Below are 21,565 nucleotides of genomic sequence, written 5' to 3' on the forward strand. Positions count from 1 at the left end.
CCAGCGGCTTTCGTTCTCCTACGATGCATGTATTTAAGTCCGGCAGGATAAGGCGACTAGAGCCATCGCTTTGGCGCCGGCTAAGTCTTCTTTATCCTACGATGTAAGTGGTTAAGTCCGGCAGGATAAGGCGACTAGAGCCATCGCTTTGGCGCCGGCTAAGTCTTCTTTATCCTACGATGTAAGTGGTTAAGTCCGGCAGGATAAGGCAACTAGGGCTACCACCTTCGCTAGGGCTTGGTGCTAGCCAAGTTTTCTTTATCCGGCAGGATAAGGCGACTATACTGCCATTCCGCGCTAACGTTTGTCGCAGGTTGAGTTCTCTTTAGTAAGAGCAAGGGGTTTTCGGAATAGATGGAGTTTAGCAGGGTTCTTAGCCTTTGCATAATGGGAAAGAATTTTGCCGAAAATAAGCTCAAGAGGGGGGATGAGCATGAAGAGCTGGCTGAAAATGATGAAAGATCTTACGATAAGGCCGCATACCCGAAAAATTCGCAAGCCCCCAACTTTACCGATAGATCAGGAGCGTAATAAGCCATTATCCAGTCAAAGAATCCGGGAGGAACTTGAAAAAAGCAGTGACATTATTTTTCGGGAATTCAGTTTGCGCGCCAAAGAGGAAATCCCGTGCATGCTCGTCGTAGTTGATGGACTGATCGATAAGTCGATCCTCGACAACTTTATCCTCAGGGTTCTAATGGTGGATTTACAAGCTGATCCGGATTTCAAAAAGCTGACTCAGAAGAATATTGTTGACGATGTGCTTAAACTCTTAGCACCAGCCAGTGAAATAAAGAAGATTGATAAGATGGGAGAGGCTATTGATTATATTTTATCGGGAGATGCAGTCCTCTTTTTCGGGAATCTTTCAGAGGCATTGGTTATTGGAGCAAGAGGTTGGGCTTCGCGTGCTATTTCCGAACCTCAGACCGAATCAACCATTCGCGGACCGAAAGAAGGGTTCACAGAAACACTACGGACGAATACCTCACTTCTCAGAAGGAAGATCAAACATCCCTCGCTGCGCTTGGTCTCCTTAAAGCTTGGGGACTTAACCCATACGGATGTTGTGGTTTGTTATATCGAGAAGGTTGCAAGTCCTGATGTTTTGTCGGAGGTCCTTCGGCGGTTAAGCCGGATTAAAATGGATGGAGTAGTTGCAGGGGATTCTATTGAGGAAATGATTGAGGATTCGCCCTACTCCCCTTTTCCTACGGTTTTTCATACGGAACGGCCGGATGTTATCGCTGCAAATTTGTTAGAGGGCCGGGTGGGGATTATGGCTGATGGGACTCCAACCGTCTTGCTTGTCCCGGTTACGTTGGCCAAATTTATGCAAGTAAATGAAGATTATTACGCGCGGGCATTAATTATGATTCTCATCCGCTTCGTCCGGTACTTGGGTGCGATGATTGCCGTTCTAGCACCCAGTATCTACATTGCCGTGACGACCTTTCACCAGGAGATCCTTCCCACTTCCTTGGCCTTGAGTATTGCTGCTGGGCGAGAGGGGGTACCTTTCCCGGCTTTAATTGAAGCATTACTTATGACGTTAACCTTAGAAATTCTTCAGGAGGCAGGATTGCGCTTACCAAAACCGATCGGGCAAACGATCGGGATTGTTGGTGCCTTAGTTATCGGGGATGCTGCAGTGAAGGCAAGTTTGGTGAGTCCTCTGATGGTTATCGTGATTGGGATTACGGCCATCGCTAGTTATATAATTCCTTCTTATGATTTGGGAATCGCAGTCCGCCTTACCCGATTCCCCTTGATGCTGTTAGCAGGGTCAATGGGTTTTTATGGAGTGGGGATTGGGCTCTATGCTGGGCTCATTCATCTTCTAAGCATTCGTTCCTTTGGGGTTCCCTATCTAAGCCCAATAGCTCCCCTGCGGATTCGCGCCTTACTTCAGGACACGTTCGTCAGAGCTCCTTGGTGGGCGATGAAAAGGAGGCCTGAATTGATTGATGTGGAAGACCCAAACTCGGGCTCGAGGGGGACAAAATAAATGGAGCGGATCTCTACTCACCAATTCCTGATGTTGGGTGCAGGTGTTACCTTGGGAACGACCTTCTTTCCAGTGGGGATGACCGTGGCCAGCTCGGCAGGACGTGATGGTTGGATGGCAGTTATTCCTGCGTTTCTTTTTGGTATTCCCTTCAGTCTCATGTTACTGTCTTTAGCTGAGAAATACCCTCAAAAGAATCTTATTCAGATCACCGAGCAAGTTCTCGGTAAGTGGATGGGTAAGATTTTTGGAATTCTTGCCATCCTGATTTCTATCTATTTTGGAGGACTACTCGCTAGACAAGGCGTTGATATGTTTTCCCGTTCTATTTTGCCATTAATACCTTTTTGGGCTTTTTTACTCAGCGGATTTGTATTGGTCTTAATGTTAGTCAATGCCGGAATTGAAGTCATGGCCCGGTTCTGTGAGATTGTTTTTCCAATAGTGGCAGTAGCCTTAATAGGGACAGCCCTATTGTCGATTCCACGCTTTGAGCAGGGAGAACTTCTCCCGTTTCTCGAGAATGGGTTTAAACCCGTGTTATTTGGAGTTATTGAGATTATTCCTTGGCCGATGGAATTCGTTCTTTTTCTAGGTGGCCTCTTAAAGTTTTTACCTCAAGGTCAACAAGAAATCAGACAAATGAGAGCAAAGGTGTGGCATGTTCTCCTCTTTGTCGGGTTACTCAATATGCTCATTACCCTTGTTGAGATTTGGGTTTTCGGTCCTACTGAGGCGACAAGGCTGACTTATGGATTATTGACTTTAGGTAAAATGATTGAGATTTCCCAGACGGTCTCCGGAATAGAGTCCATTTTTACGGTGATTTGGATGGGAGCGAGTTTGATTAAAGTCTCTGCTTTTTATTTCCTTGGTTTGTGGGGAGTTCAGACTGTGTTCGGCCTCAAACGCGGGGTGGCTCATATGTTCATCATTCCTATTATGTCAGTTATTCCCTGGACTTTGACTCGAGGAGCAGATCTCCAAATTGCAATTACTCAAGCTGATCGTTATCTTATTCTGCCGTTGGCGCTTGTATGGGTAATCCTACTTTGGGGGGTGAGCTGGTGGAGGCAAAGAAAATAAAAGTAATACTTAAACGGGGCCTGATCCTGTTCCTCATTTTTTCACTCTTTTTCCTTGAAGGGTGCTGGGGAAAAAAGGAAGTGGATCAGCTGGCTTTTGTTATCGGTATTGGGCTTGATCAAGGGAAAAAACCTGGAGATATTATCTTCACCTTCCAAATTGCTCAGCCCAAAAAAGGTGGACAAAGTGGCTCAGAGATTAATAATTGGATACTTAGCACAGAAGTGACGCATGCTCCTCTCAGTGAAGAAAAAGTGTTTGAAATTCTTAATCGGTATCCCTTTGTGGGGACAACGAAAATCTTGGTCATTGGTGAGGAACTGGCGAAATCGGGGATCAATTCGGTGATTGATTCGTTTCAAAGATACTACCAGTTTAGAAGAACAATGTATATGATCGTGGCAAAGGGTAAGGCCAAAGATATTTTGAATACCAAACTTCGCAATGATCAACTACCGGCTTTAAGTCTTCTTGGTAGGATCGAAGAAAACAAAGCAGTCTCTTCATTTCCAGTGACAAGAATCGGTCATTATCTTACCTTATTATCACGGGAAGGACAGGCCCCCATTATTCCAGTTGTGGACCGGCTACAGCCGGGAGAAGGCGGAATTGATTACAAAGGGAGTGAAGGAGGAGAGGCTGAGGAACTTCTGCTCGAGGGGGCCGGAGTGTTTCGTGTAGGTAAACTCGTCAGTTATCTAACCGATCAAGAAAGCAAAGGATATTTGTGGCTAGAAAACGAAGTAGGGACCCGCTTTATCAGTACAGAGGAAATGAATGGGATTAGTGTTACGGCGAAGGTCATTCGTTCTAAATCAAACTATAGTGTGACACAGGATGAAAAAGGGCCCCGTTTTAATTATCAGCTCAAGGTGATAGTGGCTATGACTGAAGTCATGGGAAGCCAACCTCCGATGTCTCCTGAAAAATGGGCTGCTTTTACAGGAGATGCCGAGAAATTAGTGGCGCAAGCGATTGAAAAGGAATGCCAAGCAGCCATTAACAAAGACAAGGAGATTCCTAACGATTTTTTAGGAATCGGCCGTCATATTGAGCAGAAGAACCCGAGTCTCTGGAAAGAAGTTCGTAATAATTGGGAAAAAACGCTGCAGGATTTGCCTGTCGACTTGGATGTCGAAGTAACTATTGAGCACAGTGGGGTAGATCGGAATACCCCGGTTAGCCCGGTTAACCCAGAAGGAACTCGGCAAGAATAGATTTAGGTCATCAAAAATGGAGAGGAGGTTATGAATACTATGTGTTCTCAAGTCTTGCCGAGTTGTCAATGCTGCCAGGAGGTACCAACACAAGGGTTGTATGATGGGATCCGAATTCAAGGGATGCTTTTTTGCTCACAATGTTGCCATACTTTGAGTTCCAGTTCACCAAGTTCACTCTTTTATCAGAGATTCCTAGCCGGGGTAAAAAAAGCACTTTTCCCCTGATTCCGAATTATTGAAGTAATTAGGTTGCAGATAAAATTGGGGCTTGTTTTGAGTAGATGAATCTTTAAAAATTATGTGATACAATAAAAGGAAATACCTCGATATATTAGGAAACTTACTTCAGGAGGGTTTTTAAACTCCATCGGATAAAGGAACTGGGGGAATGTTTTTGCTATCCCTGGGAGAGGAGCTGTTTAAGTACCAAGAAAAAGGGTTTCTGTCGTTTCATACTCCAGGACACAAAGGAAAACGAGAGTTTTTTGAGGGTTTAAATTTCCCGGAGCAGGATCTGACAGAACTTTCTGGTTTAGATATGTTGCACGCACCACAAGGCGTAATTGCTGAAGCACAAAAACGGGCTGCCCAGGTTTTTGGAGCAGAAGAGAGCTTTTTTTTGGTGAATGGAGCAACCGTGGGAAATCAAGCCATGTTTCTGGCATTAGCAGGAACAAAAGGCAAGGTTTTGGTGGAAAGGCAATCGCATCGATCGGTTATGGCGAGTCTTGTGCTTTCTGGACTGGAACCGGTCTATCTAAAATCGATTATTCATCCGGAGTTCCATTTACCATTAGGGTATGAGTATAAGATTGAACCTCAACTCTGGAGGGGGATCCAAGGGATACATTTGACCTATCCCAGTTATTATGGAACTCTTTCAGATATCGCGCCAGTGGTTCGGGGCCGAGAACTTTGGGCACCTTCCATCCCTATCCTTGTCGACCAAGCCCATGGTTCGCATTTTTTATCCAAGCTTTTTCCTTCCGGAGCTTTAGCCTGGGGTGCGGATCTTGTTTTACATAGCTCTCATAAAACGTTGAGTGCTTTGACCCAGGCGGCAATGCTTCATGTTCAAGGAGAGAGAATATCGAGAAGCCGTTTAAAGCAAGCACTGGAGATGCTTCAATCTTCCAGTCCGAGCTATCTCTTAATGGCTTCCTTAGAACGGGCTGTTGAGTTTGCTCAGCAAGAAAACCGCTGGAATCTTCTGTTTGAGGCAGTTCAGGAACTTCATGGACAAGCGGGGAAGGCTCTCCGAATCTTGAATCCAGGGGATCAAGGTCAGTATGGAATTGATCAGCTGGATTGGTCGAAAATTCTGGTTAATACCTCTTCACTTGGGCTCGCGGCACCCTTAGCTGTTGATTTTTTACGAACTCGCTTTCGGATTGAGCCAGAATTATGGGATCAAGAAAATATTTTGTTTTTATTAGGGATTGGCAATACACCAGAAGAGGTCCTACGCTTAACCGAAGGATTAATCGCCATGGCGGAATGGGCTCATCAGGTAAACGGTCTAGGGGTAACACCATCTAAGCTAAGAGAAAATACGCTAAGGTCTGCTAAGGAACTGGAGATTTCCTTACCACCCCTTCGACTTACCCCGCGTGAAGCGTTCTTAGCACCTAAACGTCAGATTCCTCTTAAGGAGAGCTTAGGGAAAATTCTTGGGGAGAGTATTTCTCCCTATCCACCAGGGATTCCTTGGGTTGTCATGGGGGAAGAAATGACCCCTGAAGTACTTGAGGCTCTATTGAATTCTCCCTCAAAACGTTGGCAAGGGTGGGATAACCCAGAACATGGGATTTGGGTCATTGAGGAGGGATAAGAGCCGATGAATTTCGCACTCGAACTTTTGGTGAAGGCAGCACTCGAAGAGCGTATTGCCCATTTGCTATTGTTCCATAGTGGAGGGGCAAATGAACGTCGCCAAGCGGGTTTATACCTGGCTCAGGCCTTAAATTGCCAAAGTCCTCGAGCAGATGCTCCTTGTTTAGAGTGTCCTGCTTGCCGGAAGATACATTCGGGAAACCATCCTGATGTACAAATTCTGAAACCTCAGAAAGCCTCGTTGGGGATTGATGAGATTATCCATTGGCAAGAGCGAGTATACCGTAAACATTATGAGGGAAAATATAAAGTATTTATTTTAGAACAGTCCGATCGTTTGACACTTCCCGCAGAAAATGCGTTACTGAAGGTGATCGAGGAACCGCCAGAAAGAACAATAATCATTCTGAGTGCCCAAAATGCCGAAACCCTGCTACCGACCATTCAAAGTCGTGCACAGGCTGTCTACTTTCCAATGTCCGGGGAAGAAATATGGCTCGATTCCCTAGACTCTTCGATAAATCGGCAAGAGGCAAACGAGGCCTTTCAATTGAGTGGGAAGGATCCAGATAGTGCTCAGGTGATTCTCGAGTTGGATGTTGCAAAAGTAAAACATTGGGTTAATAGTTTTTGGGAATCCGTTAAGGAAAGAGACTTTCTGAAAGTGTTCGGCCTTTTCCCGGTTGAGAAAAATGAAGCTTTAATCTATCTCCAGGTTTTAGCCTACCAAAAATGTGAGGACTCGAGGAGTCCAGGGGCGATTTTAGCTATAAATAAAGCGCTGGATCAAATCCGAAGGCAAGCTAATCCCCGATTAGCAATTGAAGTGTTGGCCTTAGAATTATTCAGGCAAGGAGGATATTGAAGTGGTAGAGGTTGTAGGGGTCCGTTTTAAACAGGCAGGAAAGATTTATTATTTTTCTTCAGGAGACCTTGGGCTCAAAATTGAGGATAAAGTTATTGTGGAGACCGCGCGTGGGATTGAATTTGGTGACCTGGTGATTGCGTCAAGGGATATCCCAGAAGATACTGTTGTTTCTCCACTTAAGCCAGTCATTCGCAAAGCCACTCTGGAAGATGAGCGGATTGTCGAAGAAAATAAAGTTAAGGAAAAAGAGGCTTTCCGAATTTGCCTCGAAAAAATTGAAGATCATCAGCTCCCCATGAAATTGGTGGATGTAGAATATACATTTGATAGTAATAAAATTATTTTTTCGTTTACAGCTGAGGGACGAGTTGATTTTCGCGAATTGGTTAAGGACTTAGCCTCTGTTTTTCGGACGCGCATTGAACTACGGCAAATTGGCGTACGCGATGAGGCTAAGATGTTGGGTGGAGTTGGTTCCTGCGGCCGAATGCTCTGTTGCTCCACATTTCTCGGAGATTTTGAACCCGTATCGATACGGATGGCCAAGGATCAAAAATTATCCCTTAATCCAACTAAGATCTCCGGAATTTGTGGGCGGCTCATGTGTTGTTTGAAATATGAAAATAGCGCTTATGATGAGGAGTCGAGAGAAAGGGCAAAGCATTCCTGTGAGATGAATCAAGGATGCTGTCACCAGGAGAATGTTTTAAAAGAAGATAAATCCGATAAACCTGAGCAGCCAGCTCAGGCGATTCCAGTTTCAGGGAGAGGACGCCAGGAAGGGCGTCAAAGGAAAGGGGAAAAGAATAAAGGAAAGAGTGAGAAGGTATGAGCCAATTGACCCAGGCTTTAGCTGAGGTTGAGGAGAAAGTCAATTCCCTGCTCGAAGAGGTACGGCGCTTACGTCCGTATGTAGAAAGTCTGGAACAAGAAAATGCCAGGTTAAAACGAGAATTATGTGAAATTCCAGAACAAGAGACCGAGCGGGTCATCGCGAATGCTGAGCACCTCCAGGGCGTTGCCCATGATAACTTGGAAAAGTTATATAAGGAAGGATTTCATATCTGCCATCTCCATTTTGGACAGCCGCTGGAGGATGGGGATTGCTTGTTTTGTATGGGGTTTTTAAGGAAGGATTAGAAAGTGTGGCTTGGCATCCGTTTAGGACAGGCGCTCACCGAGACAAACTAGGACTCAGATTCGATTTGGAGATCGGGTTCCCGCCAAAATCGGCATCCTTGCCTCTGTTGGCGGTGGAGCACGTCCTGTGCTCCACCCTTCTATGAAAGTACTTATCTTCGTCAAGTTTGTCTAACGGTTCGCTTCAGACCTTCTCTTCTGCCAATCCGCACTTCTCTTTGCTACATTTATAGGTTTGATGGGAGAGGTTAGTTAAATTGTCTACAGTTGAAAAGGGGACGCTTTATGTTTGTGCGACTCCGATCGGGAATTTAGGGGATATCACCTTGCGAGTTCTTGAGGTTTTGCGTGAGGCTGATCTGATTGCAGCGGAGGATACGCGGCATTCTCGGAACCTTTTAAAACATTTCGAAATTACGACTCCTTTAACGAGTTATCATCAGCATAATGAGAAAGGGAAAGCTCAGGAACTGGTGCGCAGACTTAAAAACGGAGAAACGATAGCCTTGATTTCCGATGCCGGGATGCCGGGAATTTCCGATCCTGGTCAAGAGGTTATTCGCTTATGTTTGTCTGAAAAGGTGCCCGTCGATGTTCTACCTGGACCTAATGCGGGCTTAACGGCTTTGGTTCTTTCAGGACTCCCCAATGCACACTTCCTTTTTCATGGTTTTCTCCCATCAACACAGAGTGCTCGGAAACGGGAACTTGAAGGGTATGCTAAGCTTCCTTTTACACAGATTTTCTATGAGGCCCCTCACCGGCTGGTAGATACCCTTGCCAATCTTATAGAGGTATGGGGAGACCGCGAAGCGGTAGTGGTTCGTGAACTCACAAAACTCCACCAAACGGTACATCGGGGAAGGTTAGTGAGTTTACTGGCGGAGTTCCAAGCGACCTCTCCGCGTGGAGAAATCTGCGTTCTTTTAGCTCCCTATGAGGAACAGCCAGCACAAGGCGGTCCCGAAGAGTGGCAAAGGGAAGTGGAAGAGGGAATCAAACAGGGACTCCAACCGAAGGAAGCGATGAAACAGGTCGCTAAGAAATACGGGATTAGCAAGAGAGCAGTTTATCAAGCTACTTTAGAGGGGAAATAAGTAAAAAGACTTGGCTTAAACCAAGTCTTGGATATAGAAAACTCGGCTAGCGCCAAGCGTTTGCACAGGCGATAGCCCTAGTTGCCTTATCCTGCCGGACATAAATACATGCATCGTAGGATAAAGAAAACTTGGCTTGTGCCAAGCAAAGCGAAGGCAGAAGCCCTAGTTGCACTTATCCTGCCGGACATAAATACATGCATCGTAGGATAAAGAAAACTTGGCTTGTGCCAAGCAAAGCGAAGGCAGAAGCCCTAGTTGCACTTATCCTGCCGGACATAAATACATGCATCGTAGGATAAAAAAAAGAAGGCATTGACGCCTTCCTATGTATTTCGTTTCAGTTAAACAGCTTCTGATTCATTACTGGTAGCTGTAGCTACTGTTGCTCCCATAGCTGCGGCACATTCGCGACAAACGTTTTTGCCATGAAAAACTTGAATATCGCCGGCATTACCACAAAAAACACAAGCAGGCTCATATTTTTTGAGAATGATTTTTTCCTGATCAACGTAGATCTCAAGAGCATCTTTTTCGTCAATTCCCAAAGTTCTACGCAGTTCGATCGGAAGTACAACGCGGCCGAGTTCATCTACTTTTCGCACGATTCCAGTTGATTTCATCATAAGTTCTTCCTCCTTATAACAACATTCGACAATTTACTACACCCTTATGATACCAACGATACCATTTAAAGTCAACGGGTTTCTGGAAAAAAGTTGTATATCTATAAAAAAAGAATAAAAACGGTTTGGATGTGGATATACTTGACAAAAAAAACCCGTTGTGATTCACTAAATAGTAAATTAAGCTTACTTTAACTATCTCTAAGTTCGACGGAAAACTTCATATTAGATTTTGATCGTCTTAAATTATCTTGGAGAGGATGAGTCTCTTGAAATATTACATAACAACCCCAATTTTCTATCCCAATGCGAGTCCCCATATTGGAACCGCTTACACGACGGTTGCGGCCGATGCCTTTGCCCGGTATCATCGCATGAAAGGAGACGATGTTTACTTTTTGACAGGTACGGACGAAAATGCTCAAAAGATTGTGCGCACTGCTGAAAGTAAAGGCATGGATCCTAAACGTTATGTCGATGGGATTGTGGAAAGGTTTAAGTCGCTTTGGGAGGAGCTGGACATCTCTAATGATGACTTCATTCGGACAACAGAGGAACGTCATCATAAGGTCGTCAAAGCGCTTTTTACAAAACTTCATGATCAAGGGGATATTTATAAGTCCGAATACGAGGGCTGGTATTGTACCCCCTGTGAGACCTTCTGGCCGGAAAGTAAGTTAATCGATGGCAAATGTCCAAATCCTGATTGTGGGCGAGAGGTCGAGCTATTAAAAGAAGAGAGTTATTTCTTCAAGCTTTCTAAATATCAAGATGTTTTGCTGAAACATATTCAGGAACATCCGGAATTTATTCAACCTGTTTCGCGACGCAATGAAATGATTCGTTTTATAGAAGGCGGGCTGGAAGATCTCTGCGTGTCGAGGACGACTTTCCAATGGGGAATTCAAGTTCCTTTTGATCCGAAACACGTGGTGTATGTTTGGCTAGATGCTTTGATTAACTATATTTCTGCTTTAGGCTTCCCTGATGGTGAGCTCTATAAAAAGTATTGGCCTGCAGATGTTCATTTAATGGGAAAAGATATTGTGCGTTTCCATGCCGTGATTTGGCCGATTATTTTGATCGCTTTGGGACTTCCTTTGCCAAAAGAAGTGTATGGACATGGTTGGTTTTTAAGCAAGGAAGGCGGTAAAATTTCCAAGTCGCGAGGGAATGTTCAGGACTCATTTGAGTTAATCCAACGTTATGGATCGGATGCGATTCGCTACTTCCTCCTCCACGAAATGCAAGTGGGGACGGATGGTACGTATTCAGAAGATAATCTTGTAGAACGTCTCAATAGTGATTTAGCTAATGATCTGGGGAATTTCGTTTCTCGAAGCCTGGCGATGATTGTGAAATATAGGAACGGTCTTCTTCCCAAAGCGAGTGAAGATACTGCTTTAGAACAAGAGCTTAAGGCGTTAAGCCAAGAAGTAAAAGCTAAGGTTGAAGAAAGGATGGAAGCTTTGGATCCGGCGGGTGCGTTGGAAAGTATCTGGCGGCTGGTCGCTCGGATGAATAAATATGTCGATGAAACGGCACCATGGGCGCTTGCTAAACAAGAAAATTCACAGGCTAGACTGGATCAGGTGTTGCATACCTTTGCCGAAGCGATTCGTATCTTTGCAATTCTTTGTGCACCGTTTATGCCTAAACTTCCGGGTAAGATGCTCCAACTTCTCGGAGTTGACCAAGAGATGCTTCGTTGGGAAGAAGCAGATCACTGGGATGTCTTACCGGCAGGAATACAGGTTGAGAAGGGCCAACCTTTGTTCCCTCGCATTGATTTATCACAATGGAAAACTGAAGGAGAGAATCAAAACGTGAATCAAGAACAAAACAATGCTCAGCAGTCGACAGAAAAGTTAACTGAGCAAGCGCAAGACCAAACCAGTTCGGAAAACCAAATTTCTGAAGGAAAGCTAGAGTTTGAGCCTATTAAAGAGGAAATTACAATTGATGAATTCGCTAAGATAGATTTGCGAGTTGCCAAGATTCTTCAAGCGGGAAAAGTTGAGAAGACAGACAAACTTATGAAATTAGAGATTGAAGTAGCTGGAGAGAAGCGCACGATCGTTTCCGGAATCGCCCAACACTATGCCCCCGAAGATCTCGTGGGTAAATCTGTGGTCATCGTGGCCAATCTTAAGCCAGCAAAATTACGGGGAATTGTTTCTCAGGGCATGATCTTAGCCGCTTCTCAGGATGGAGTATTAGAAGTACTGACTGTTAATAAAGATTTACCGGGTGGAGCCCGCGTCAAATGATTTGGGATACCCATGCCCATCTCGATGATCCCCGTTATCGGGAGGACTTTGACCAGGTTCTCGAAAACATGAAAAATGCTCAGATTTCCCGCGTGACCAATGTCGGGTATGATTTGGCCTCCTCTGAGCATTCCGTTGATTTGGCCCATCGTTACGATTTTATTTATGCTGCAGTCGGAGTTCATCCCCATGATGCAGAAGGAGTAACCCCTGAAACGTGGGGAACCCTTCTCCAACTGGCAAAGGATGAAAAGGTCATTGGTTGGGGAGAGATCGGGCTGGACTATTACCGTGATCTTTCCCCCCGGCCTGTCCAGCAGGAGATCTTTATTCAGCAGATTGAGCTTGCTGATCAAGCGGGCTTACCGATTATCATTCACGATCGCGAGGCTCACGGAGATCTTCTAAAAATCGTTAAGGAACATCCGCCTAAACATGGAGGAGTATTCCATTGCTATTCAGGTTCCTGGGAAATGGCTAAGATTGTCCTGAATTTGGGCTTTTATCTCTCCTTTGCCGGACCTCTCACGTTTAAAAACGCTCGCCATACGGTAGAAGTAGCAAGTAAGGTACCGCTTGATCGTTTCTTGGTGGAGACTGATTCTCCGTATTTAACCCCTGAACCTTATCGGGGTAAGCGAAATGAACCAACTTATGTTCGCGAAGTTGTGGCCAGAATAGCGAAAATTCGCGAGCTTAGTCTAAAGGAAGTAGCTCAGCAGTCTTTTCAAAATGCTGTTCGTTTATTTAATCTAAATTAATATTGTGAGTCACACTAGAAGATCCGAAAAACTTTGGTAGTTTTTCGGATCTATTTTTTTAAACATTATTTGAGCTTAAAAAGTAATGAATTCCTGTAATTCGAGGAGAGGCAACTTAAAGCAAGATGATGAGGTTGCTGGAGAGTTCTTTTTTGCTTGGCCTAATCATACGTTTAGGATGAGGGGGGAAGAAAATGTATTCATTGCCGATTGCTAACTATATAGATTTATGGCATATTGCCAAGAACCGAAGTATGTACATAGGCAGTGGACTATTATTAGTTGGAACGACTTTGGTTTATCTACCAACAGATAAAGCGATCATGCAGTTTCCACAAATAAAAGTGCCCCAGATTCAGCCGTCAACACCGATCGCACCTTCTCCGCCAGAGAAAGCTGTATCCGAGCCCGAACTGAGTACACAAATTCATACGGAATTTCGGATTGAAGATATAGAAGTTCCGGTTGTGACGGACTATGTTGAGTCAAACCAACTGGCACCTGGTATGAGCAAGGTCAAGGAAGAGGGAGAGAAAGGAATTGAACGGCGGGTCATCAAAATAACCCAAGTAAACGGAGAAATTAATAGCGAACAAATAACATATCAATTTATGCTGGAATCTTCCAAGAAGCGAGTGGTCCTGCGTAACAGTCAACCCGCTGTCGCCAAGAAGCCGGAGGCTAAAGCAGAAATTGATTTGAGCAAGTTGAATGTCCAAATGGTAATGAGTATGGAAGCGACAGCATACACCTATACCGGTAATCGGACGGCAACAGGTGTCGAGCCCAGGGAGGGTTTGATTGCTGTAGATCCACGGGTAATTCCCTTAGGGAGTCAGGTCTATGTTGAGGGTTATGGGTATGCAATCGCAGCTGATACGGGCGGATTAATTAAAGGAAATATCATTGATGTGTTTTTTCCCAGCCTCCAGCGCTGCTTAAATTGGGGGAGACGACCAGCTAAAGTATATATATTAAATGTAAAATAATGTAATTAATTTTGACAACTGACTACACTTAGGTTAAAATGAGGTTGTAGGTTATCTGGAAATCATGCTAAATATTTTATGGGGGGATTCAATGATTGAGGAAACGGGGACAAGAGCTATGTCGTTAGTTCGAAGCTCCCGCAAAGCTCAAATATCCGCAGCTTTATTTGGAATACTATTAGTTATTACGTTCGTTCTTGTGTTAAAAGCGAAGACAATCAACGTACAGATTGACGGGAAAGTCGTTAGTCTAACAACAATCAACAATACAGTAGGTAGCACTCTGAAATACTCACGACTCGGTATTTACCCAGAAGACATCGTCGTCCCTGACCGTTCTGCTCAAGTGACCAAGGGAATGGAGGTCGAGGTCACTCGAAGCCTTCCACTGACGTTAAAGCTCGATGGCCAAGTTTATACTGGTCGCTCACCCAAGCTAACTGTAGGTGAAGCTTTGCGAGATTTATCAGATCGGTTAGGGCTAAATATCCAGGAAACAGATGAAGTAAATACGGATCGCCAAAATCCTTTAGTGGCAAATATGGATTTAGATGTTAAGCGAGCCATGCCGATTCATGTGAAAGTCGATGGAAAACAAATTGATGCATATTTAGCGCCTCGGACTGTAGCTGAAGCACTAACCAAAATAGGAATTACACTGGGTGAGCATGATAAAGTTTCACTACCTTTGGATCAGGACTTAAAAGAAAACGATGAGATCCAGGTCGTAAGGGTTACAGAAAAAGTGGAGACAGTAACAACAGAAATACCTTACCAAGTTGTTGCTAAAGCCTCTGATTTCCCGGTCGGACTACCTGATCGCCTTGTAAATAATGGGGCGAATGGACTTAATCAACAAGTTGTACGGATAACCTACGAAGATGCAAAAGAAGTAACACGGGATGTCCTTGAGCAAAAAGTGCTTCGTTCTCCTGTTAATCAAGTTGTTTCGCGTGGAGCGCAAACCTCGATTTCTCGTGGTGGGCGCATGATAAATTTTTCGAAGGCTATTTTAGTTCGCGCGAGTGCCTACTCCTCAGGATCGGTTACAGCGACCGGAGATGATGTACATTACGGAATCGTTGCTGTCGACCCGAGAGTCATCCCATTAGGTAGTTCTCTCTATGTTGAAGGCTATGGCGATGGGGTCGCTCTAGATACGGGAGGTGCAATCAAAGGAAACCGTCTTGACCTCTATATGAATTCAGAGGAGGCGGCTAATTCCTGGGGTGTACGGTCGGTAGTTGTTTACATCAAATAATAAAAGTCTTAGCTACCAAATTAATGTTAGGGGGAGCTTATCGCAAGATAAGCTCCCTTTTGCTATTTCAACCAAGGTAGGAGAATGTTTACAAGCCTCATTATCATATTTTAAAGATAGAACGGGATTCAGAGGGGGGAGAGGCTTGCGTAAACCAGTGATCTTCATGGGTAGAAATACAAGGGGAATGGCAGTTTTTATTATCTTAATGCTAATGTTGGGTACAATATTTTCCGTTCTCTGGCAAGGTTCAATAGTGGTTATAAGTCAATTAAATACCCTGCATATCGTGGTCATTGATGCTGGGCATGGAGGGTATGATCCAGGAGCAATAACAGCACAAGGGCTATATGAAAAAGAAATCAATCTACAAATGGCGAAACGGGTAGGTGAACTTCTTAAACCGAGTGGAATTCAAGTCTTCTTAACGCGAGAAGAAGATATAGACTATGTTCCTGAGGGGACAAGGGGGAGAAAGACTAAGAAACAAGCGGATTTAAATTATAGGATTGATTTAGCGAAACAAGCGAATGCTGACGCATTAATCAGCTTGCATCTTAATGCTACTGTAACCGGTCAGAATTCTGGTGCTGAGACGTTTTTTCAGACCCAATCTGAAGAAGGAAGAAAATTAGCGGAGAGTATCCAACAGGAATTAATTAAGGTTCCGGGTATGAATCGGCGCATAGCTAAGCCAGGAGATTTTTATATTATAAAGAATACGCCAATGCCAGCAGTCATCGTTGAATTGGGATATATATCCAACCCCAAGGAACGGATCAAGCTGCAACAAGCGTGGTATCAGGATCAGTTAGCACGTTCTGTAGCCAAAGGAATTGCTCGGTATTTTGATCTTCCCTAAAAGCATAAAAACTGTTTATCCTACGATGCATGTGGTTAAGCCCGGCAGGATAAGGCGACTAAGCCTTCTGCCTTCGCTATGCTTGGCACAAGCCAAGTCTTCTTTATCCTACGATGCATGTGGTTAAGCCCGGCAGGATAAGGCGACTAGAGCTTCTGCCTTCGCTATGCTTGGCACAAGCCAAGTCTTCTTTATCCTACGATGCATGTATTTCTATGTAGCAGGATAAGGCGACTAGAGCTTCTGCTTTCGCTACGCTTGGCACAAGCCAAGTCTTCTTTATCCTACGATGCATGTTTTCTATGCGGCAGGATAAGGCGACTAGAGCTTCTGCTTTCGCTACGCTTGGCATAAGCCAAGTCTTCTTTATCCTACGATGCATGTATTTCTATGTAGCAGGATAAGGCGACTAGAGCTTCTGCTTTCGCTACGCTTGGCATAAGCCAAGTCTTCTTTATCCTACGATGCATGTTTTCTATGCGGCAGGATAAGGCGACTAGAGCTTCTGCTTTCGCTACGCTTGGCACAAGCCAAGTCTTCTTTATCCTACGATGCAAGTTTTCTATGCGGCAGGATAAGGCGACTAAGCCTTCTGCCTTCGCTATGCTTGGCATAAGCCAAGTCTTCTTTATCCTACGATGCATGTATTTCTATGCGGCAGGATAAGGCGACTAGAGCTTCTGCCTTCGCTATGCTTGGCACAAGCCAAGTTTTTTTGGTTTATTCTGGATGAATCAAGATACATAAGCTGAATCGAAGAGGGAAAAATAAAATCAGTCACCGAATCAAGATGAAGGAGTTGATCTCTGAATGAAACGGTTTCTGACATTTTCTATAATCGCCGTCTTAGTTTTAGGACTTAACTTAACCGGATGCAATCCGGTGCAAGAGCCTACACCGCCAACACAACCACAAAAACAGATGACGGAGAATGGCCAACCTCCTCAAGCGGAAGCAGATACTCGCCAAGATGTCCTTGGCACTGAAAAGCGCATCGTTATGGGTTTTTACACTGATCCCGAGGGTTCTACGCCGGGTTCGAAAGAATCAATGATGAAGAACATCAAAATGTTAGATGAAGTTTCTTTCTTCTGGTACACCTTCGATGAAAATGGGAAGATTGTGACCTCAGGCAAGAAGGACCTGAGTATTAAAGAGACGGCTCAAAAAAATGGAGCTAAAGCTTATGCCTTGATTCATAACATGAGAGGCGGGGGATTTGATGCTAATCTTGCCCATAAGGTTTTAGCCAATTCCTCTGTAAGATCTGCTTTTGTCAATAACCTTGTTAACCTGACGATTAATGAGAAATGGGATGGGCTTGCGATTGATATTGAAAAAACACCGCCTGGAGACCGTAACAATTATTCTGCTTTTCTAGATGAACTGCATAAGGCCCTAAAGGCCAAAGACAAAGTTCTCAACGTATCGATTCCTGCAAAATATATTGACTATCCCTCAGATTTGTGGTCCGGTGCATATGACTATGCAGCTATCGGGAAGGCCTCAGACCAAGTGGTACTCATGACCTATGATGAACACGGTCTGGGAACGACCCAGGGACCCATTGCTTCCCACGCGTGGGTTAATAAGGTGATTAGCTATGCTGTAGGAAAGATTCCGAAAGAAAAGATCGTCATGGGTCTTCCAGTCTATTCCTTTGATTGGGGCTCTAGCAAGCCTACAGTTCCCGACTATTTATCTTATGCTCAAACAATCGAGCGTGCGAAAAAGCAAGGGGTCCAAGTGCAATTCGATGAAGAGCATAAAGTACCTCATTATGCTTATACGGCCAACGGCATCCGTCATGAGGTCTATTTAGAAAATGCCAAGAGTTTGCAACCGAAGATGGAGTATGCTAAAGAGCATAAGCTACATGGGGTCGCGGTCTGGCGAATTGGCATGGAGGATCCCGATATCTGGGATAGTTTGATCAAAACTTATGGTACAAATAAAAACAAACAGTAATTTGAGCCATCTTGCAATTAGAACCGGTTTAGGGGAAAAATGAAGAGCGGGGGAATGCCTCCGCTCTTATCGATTTGAGAAAAATTTGAGAAAGCAAGAAAGATAAGATAAGATAATAAAGCAGTGTAAGAAGAGGAAGGTTATTGGATGATTGAAGAATTGATTGTTGTCGAAGGCAAAAATGATGCCCAGGCCGTGCGTCGTGCTTTAGGCGCAGTTGATATTATCTGGACGGAAGGGTATGGCTTAACACGTGAAAAGCTTCAGTATATCAAGGAAATGGCTGCCCGGCGAGGAGTCATCGTCTTGACGGATCCAGATTCGGTGGGGGAACAGATCAGAGAACGCATACGTCATACGGTACCTGAGGCTAAACACGTTTATTTGTCTAAAAAAGATGCTCGTTCGCAAGACGATAAGGATATAGGAGTTGAAAATGCTACTCCAGAGGACATTCGCCGGGCCTTTAAATTTATTCAAGTGGAACATGATGAAGCAGGAGATCCTATTTTTATTATGGATGACCTAGTTCGAACAGGGCTCACTGGGCTTCCAGATTCGGCAGAGAAACGGCGAACGGTTGGCCGGATCTTGGGATTAGGGGATACTAACGCGAAGCAGTTTTTACACCGGATAAATCGTTTTCGAATTTCTCGTGAAGATTTTAATAGGGCGATCAAACAGGAGTAGGAGGTACGGATGGAAAACGCAGCTGATTATACACGTCGTTTACTCAGGAAAGGTGCCCGGGCCCATAAATCTCTGGGGCAGAATTTTCTGATGGACGATCAGGTAATTTCTGAGATTGTAAGAGCAAGTGTGATTGATTCCGAGACTCCACTTGTGGAGATTGGTCCTGGTCTTGGAGTATTGACACGGATTCTTGCCCGCGCAGTTGATAAGCTGTGGGCGGTAGAAGTGGATCAAAGTAAGATTGAAATACTTCAGCGTGAACTTCAAGGACTCCCATTGGAGATTTTAACTATGGATGCCTTGAAGCTAGAATTGAGTGAGATCTGGGGCGATCAAAAAGGATTTTTGATCGGAAATTTGCCTTATTATATTACCAGTCCGCTCCTCATGCATTTTCTGGAGCAAAAAGAATCTCTGATCGGGATGACAGTAATGGTCCAGAAGGAGGTTGCTGATCGTTTAGTTGCTAAACCGGGGAGTAAAGCTTATGGAGTTCTGTCTATCGCAGTGCAAGTTGCAGCAGAGGCTGAAAGAATTTGCAATGTTTCACCCCAAGCCTTTTGGCCAGCACCTAAAGTTCATTCGGCAGTTGTCCGCCTTAATTTGCGTCCCTACCCGGGCCTTCAAGTGAACTCCAAAGATTTTTTCCGGGTGGTAAAAGCAGCTTTTGGTCAACGCCGAAAGACCTTGGGAAATTCACTCTCATCTGGGTTGGGAATTGAGAAACAGATGGTAGTTGGAATTCTGAAACAGGTAGGTATTGATGATCAGAGACGGGCAGAGACCCTAAGTATCGAGGAGTTTCAGACGATAACTCAAATCTATAAAGAAGACTTAGCCAGCACCAAGCAATAGCGCAGGTGATTGCTTTAGTCGCCTTATCCTGCCGGACATAAATACATGCATCGTAGGATAAAGAAGACTTAGCCAGCGCCAAAGCGATTGCTCTAGTCGCCTTATCCTGCCGGACATAAATACATGCATCGTAGGATAAAGAAGACTTAGCCAGCACCAAGCAATAGCGCAGGTGATTGCTTTAGTCGCCTTATCCTGCCGGACATAAATACATGCATCGTAGGATAAAGAAGACTTAGCTTGTGACAAGCGATAGCGAAGAGTATAAAGAAAGAGTATCTGTTCGTCAAAATTGAGACTTGACGAATAGGCGCTCTTTAAAAATTGTTGCTTATTTGGCAACATCCTTTTTGGGGTCAGCTTTTGTTTGTGAATTGGAAGCTTCTTCCTCTGAAGTAGGTATTCCGAGGATCGCGGCAGAGTGGTCGCGTCCCAAATAGAAGTTTGACCAACCCGAGGTTTGATAAAGATCCCAGTTTGCGGGTGGAAGATGATAGGAATCCAGTTGCTGTTCTTCGCCGATTTTCTTTAAGCGCGAATAGGCTCTGACATAGACACATTGTTTTTCATTGGGATATACTTCACACCAGCCCTGAAAACTCCCGCCGCAGGCTCCATTTCGTTGATTTTTGGGGCATTGGGACATCGGGCAAAGATATGCCATATCGAGTAAGGCACAATCACCACAGTCTTTACAGTCATTCGAGATGACCTTTATGACATGTTCTAGACCATGTTTGCGGGGGTTCTTTCGAGATTTATAAATACTCCGCATGATTGGGAAAAAGGCCTTATTGGGGGTGAAAATGAGGCTGTGCATAAGCCGTAAGGCATGGAAGCCTGCTCCGACAGGCGCATTAAGCGGAAGGTTTTGGCGATTAACAGGGATCGTTGTGTTAAGTCCTGTTTTTTCGTCCTTTTCATAATAATAGAATCCATCAGGGATAGGATAGTCGAATTCACGGACGAGATCCATCCAGTTCGAACTGAGTTCTTCACCCTTATCAATAATGTATTCGACTTGCTCGTATTTGACATTATTTCCGCCGATGTGCACCCCAGCAAAGCCCATGCCTTTCAGGATGGCGTACATTTTAGCGGCTCTCAGGAGGCGAACGCTTAGCCCTTTATCCTCAGCTTTTCTTTCTTGATCCAGTTCAGCAAGTAGTTTATCAGTAACAACGCATCCTGGAAGCTGATTCTGATTCATAATCCGAGCAGCTCCATAAGGTAGAATGTAGATATTACCAATGATCGGCATATTTAAATCATTCAACTTCATAAATTGTAATACTTCATGGAATTTCCGAGCATCATAGCCAAGCTGAGTGACAATAAATTGGGCTCCGCTGGCTATTTTCTTTTTCAGTTTATAATATTGAATCATTTGCTCCGCTTCTGTTCCTTTAAAGGGAGAGATTGCGGCGCCGGCAAAGAAATCACTCGGTTGTTGACGGATGACCCCTTTGGGAGTGGGAACTTCCAAGCCCTGATCCATTTCCGTGATCAGCTCACAAACATGAGTCGGATCAAGGTCGAAAACAGGCTTAGGGCGTCCCGCGAAGCCCGAAACGGTATAGTCTCCAGTCATTACTAAGAGATTACGCACCCCAGCGCGGTCAAGAGCATAAAGTTGGCTTTCCATTTGGTTGCGGTTTTTGTCTTTGCAGGTAAAGTGAACGAGAGGCTCAATCCCTAATTTTAGAATTTCTTCTCCTAAATAGTCGGCAAGCATCGCTGGATTGCCACCCGGGTTATCTGTGATCGTTAAGGCATGAACTCTTCCTCCTTTTGCTGCTTGTTCAGCAGCAAAGAGAGCATTTTCTTGGGCCTTTTCTCGTGCTCCTCTACCCGGAACTAACTCCCAGGTCACAGACATTGTTGTTTTATCGAGGAGAGACTTTTTAAATTGGTTATCCATCTTTTTTCCCCTTTCCTACCCTTCCCTTGGTCAAAGTGAAGATCGATAAGTACGTGTCCATATACCTCTTCTAATTGTAGTACAATTACGACAATCCTTTCAATAGG

At 44.5% G+C, this 21,565-nt stretch carries 18 protein-coding genes; 16 read left to right on the plus strand and 2 right to left on the minus strand.

The genetic code is table 11. From position 1 onward, the window contains the following. Positions 1 to 433: 433 nt before the first annotated feature. From VM640_RS16570 to rsmI, 8 genes are all read left to right on the plus strand, one after another. Positions 434 to 2,008, plus strand: coding sequence for a spore germination protein (locus VM640_RS16570; protein WP_325394225.1), 1,575 nt, complete (start codon positions 434 to 436; stop codon positions 2,006 to 2,008). Continuing rightward, positions 2,009 to 3,094 (plus strand): GerAB/ArcD/ProY family transporter, encoded by a 1,086-nt coding sequence (locus tag VM640_RS16575; RefSeq protein WP_325394227.1) that lies wholly within the window; start codon positions 2,009 to 2,011, stop codon positions 3,092 to 3,094. Beyond that, positions 3,076 to 4,311, plus strand: a complete 1,236-nt coding sequence (locus VM640_RS16580) for a Ger(x)C family spore germination protein (protein WP_325394229.1) — start codon at positions 3,076 to 3,078, stop codon at positions 4,309 to 4,311. The genes VM640_RS16575 and VM640_RS16580 overlap by 19 nt, the downstream gene beginning before the upstream one ends. A 397-nt stretch (positions 4,312 to 4,708) precedes the next feature. Continuing rightward, positions 4,709 to 6,145 carry an aminotransferase class I/II-fold pyridoxal phosphate-dependent enzyme gene (locus tag VM640_RS16585; RefSeq protein ID WP_475394585.1) on the plus strand — a complete coding sequence of 479 codons (1,437 nt, stop codon included), beginning with the start codon at positions 4,709 to 4,711 and terminating at the stop codon, positions 6,143 to 6,145. Positions 6,146 to 6,151: 6 nt separating this feature from the next. Further along, the gene (locus VM640_RS16590) at positions 6,152 to 7,012 is read left to right on the plus strand and encodes a DNA polymerase III subunit delta' (RefSeq protein ID WP_325394233.1); all 861 of its coding nucleotides are present in this window, start codon (positions 6,152 to 6,154) and stop codon (positions 7,010 to 7,012) included. A gap of 1 nt (position 7,013) precedes the next feature. Continuing rightward, complete coding sequence (locus VM640_RS16595; RefSeq protein WP_325394234.1) at positions 7,014 to 7,847, plus strand: PSP1 domain-containing protein; 834 nt, start codon at positions 7,014 to 7,016, stop codon at positions 7,845 to 7,847. Further along, on the plus strand, positions 7,844 to 8,155 hold the full coding sequence (locus VM640_RS16600; protein WP_325394236.1) for an initiation-control protein YabA: 312 nt from the start codon (positions 7,844 to 7,846) through the stop codon (positions 8,153 to 8,155). The genes VM640_RS16595 and VM640_RS16600 overlap by 4 nt, the downstream gene beginning before the upstream one ends. A 257-nt stretch (positions 8,156 to 8,412) precedes the next feature. Further along, complete coding sequence (gene rsmI, locus VM640_RS16605) at positions 8,413 to 9,252, plus strand: 16S rRNA (cytidine(1402)-2'-O)-methyltransferase (RefSeq protein WP_325394238.1); 840 nt, start codon at positions 8,413 to 8,415, stop codon at positions 9,250 to 9,252. Between the two features lie 344 nt (positions 9,253 to 9,596). Here rsmI and VM640_RS16610 read toward each other — a convergent pair whose 3' ends face one another. Next, a complete protein-coding gene (locus VM640_RS16610) occupies positions 9,597 to 9,875 on the minus strand; it encodes an AbrB/MazE/SpoVT family DNA-binding domain-containing protein (protein WP_325394275.1) in 279 nt (92 codons plus the stop codon). A gap of 272 nt (positions 9,876 to 10,147) precedes the next feature. Here VM640_RS16610 and metG point away from each other — a divergent pair, with 272 nt between their 5' ends. The 8 genes from metG (at position 10,148) to rsmA (ending at position 19,537) form a co-directional block, all read left to right on the plus strand. Next, positions 10,148 to 12,148: a methionine--tRNA ligase gene (metG, locus tag VM640_RS16615; RefSeq protein WP_325394240.1), complete on the plus strand. Its 2,001-nt coding sequence runs from the start codon at positions 10,148 to 10,150 to the stop codon at positions 12,146 to 12,148. Beyond that, the gene (locus tag VM640_RS16620) at positions 12,145 to 12,909 is read left to right on the plus strand and encodes a TatD family hydrolase (RefSeq protein ID WP_325394242.1); all 765 of its coding nucleotides are present in this window, start codon (positions 12,145 to 12,147) and stop codon (positions 12,907 to 12,909) included. Before metG ends, VM640_RS16620 begins: the two co-directional genes overlap by 4 nt. A 194-nt stretch (positions 12,910 to 13,103) precedes the next feature. After that, on the plus strand, positions 13,104 to 13,898 hold the full coding sequence (locus VM640_RS16625) for a G5 and 3D domain-containing protein (RefSeq protein ID WP_325394244.1): 795 nt from the start codon (positions 13,104 to 13,106) through the stop codon (positions 13,896 to 13,898). Between the two features lie 91 nt (positions 13,899 to 13,989). Further along, positions 13,990 to 15,159, plus strand: a complete 1,170-nt coding sequence (locus VM640_RS16630; protein WP_325394246.1) for a ubiquitin-like domain-containing protein — start codon at positions 13,990 to 13,992, stop codon at positions 15,157 to 15,159. Positions 15,160 to 15,304: 145 nt separating this feature from the next. After that, entirely contained in the window at positions 15,305 to 16,021 is a 717-nt protein-coding gene (locus tag VM640_RS16635) for an N-acetylmuramoyl-L-alanine amidase family protein (RefSeq protein WP_325394249.1), read from the plus strand. Positions 16,022 to 16,831: 810 nt separating this feature from the next. Then, complete coding sequence (locus tag VM640_RS16640; protein ID WP_325394251.1) at positions 16,832 to 17,989, plus strand: glycosyl hydrolase family 18 protein; 1,158 nt, start codon at positions 16,832 to 16,834, stop codon at positions 17,987 to 17,989. A gap of 147 nt (positions 17,990 to 18,136) precedes the next feature. After that, positions 18,137 to 18,679, plus strand: a complete 543-nt coding sequence (gene rnmV / locus VM640_RS16645; RefSeq protein ID WP_325394253.1) for a ribonuclease M5 — start codon at positions 18,137 to 18,139, stop codon at positions 18,677 to 18,679. Positions 18,680 to 18,688: 9 nt separating this feature from the next. After that, positions 18,689 to 19,537 (plus strand): 16S rRNA (adenine(1518)-N(6)/adenine(1519)-N(6))-dimethyltransferase RsmA, encoded by an 849-nt coding sequence (gene rsmA, locus VM640_RS16650; RefSeq protein ID WP_325394255.1) that lies wholly within the window; start codon positions 18,689 to 18,691, stop codon positions 19,535 to 19,537. A 331-nt stretch (positions 19,538 to 19,868) separates the two neighbouring features. On the opposite strand, the gene VM640_RS16655 is transcribed toward rsmA, so the two are convergent. Then, positions 19,869 to 21,458 (minus strand): methylenetetrahydrofolate reductase C-terminal domain-containing protein, encoded by a 1,590-nt coding sequence (locus VM640_RS16655; protein ID WP_325394257.1) that lies wholly within the window; start codon positions 21,456 to 21,458, stop codon positions 19,869 to 19,871. Positions 21,459 to 21,565: the final 107 nt, after the last annotated feature.

The sequence above is a fragment of the Desulfitobacterium sp. genome (assembly GCF_035539115.1).
Lineage (GTDB): Bacteria > Bacillota > Desulfitobacteriia > Desulfitobacteriales > Desulfitobacteriaceae > Desulfitobacterium_A.

Coding starts and splice junctions, on each gene's coding strand:
- VM640_RS16570 (WP_325394225.1), top strand. CDS start 434: ATGAAGAGCTGGCTGAAAATGATGAAAGATCTTACGATAAGGCCGCAT.
- VM640_RS16575 (WP_325394227.1), top strand. CDS start 2,009: ATGGAGCGGATCTCTACTCACCAATTCCTGATGTTGGGTGCAGGTGTT.
- VM640_RS16590 (WP_325394233.1), top strand. CDS start 6,152: ATGAATTTCGCACTCGAACTTTTGGTGAAGGCAGCACTCGAAGAGCGT.
- VM640_RS16600 (WP_325394236.1), top strand. CDS start 7,844: ATGAGCCAATTGACCCAGGCTTTAGCTGAGGTTGAGGAGAAAGTCAAT.
- VM640_RS16610 (WP_325394275.1), bottom strand. CDS start 9,875: ATGAAATCAACTGGAATCGTGCGAAAAGTAGATGAACTCGGCCGCGTT.
- VM640_RS16620 (WP_325394242.1), top strand. CDS start 12,145: ATGATTTGGGATACCCATGCCCATCTCGATGATCCCCGTTATCGGGAG.
- VM640_RS16625 (WP_325394244.1), top strand. CDS start 13,104: ATGTATTCATTGCCGATTGCTAACTATATAGATTTATGGCATATTGCC.
- VM640_RS16630 (WP_325394246.1), top strand. CDS start 13,990: ATGATTGAGGAAACGGGGACAAGAGCTATGTCGTTAGTTCGAAGCTCC.
- VM640_RS16640 (WP_325394251.1), top strand. CDS start 16,832: ATGAAACGGTTTCTGACATTTTCTATAATCGCCGTCTTAGTTTTAGGA.
- rnmV (WP_325394253.1), top strand. CDS start 18,137: ATGATTGAAGAATTGATTGTTGTCGAAGGCAAAAATGATGCCCAGGCC.
- rsmA (WP_325394255.1), top strand. CDS start 18,689: ATGGAAAACGCAGCTGATTATACACGTCGTTTACTCAGGAAAGGTGCC.
- VM640_RS16655 (WP_325394257.1), bottom strand. CDS start 21,458: ATGGATAACCAATTTAAAAAGTCTCTCCTCGATAAAACAACAATGTCT.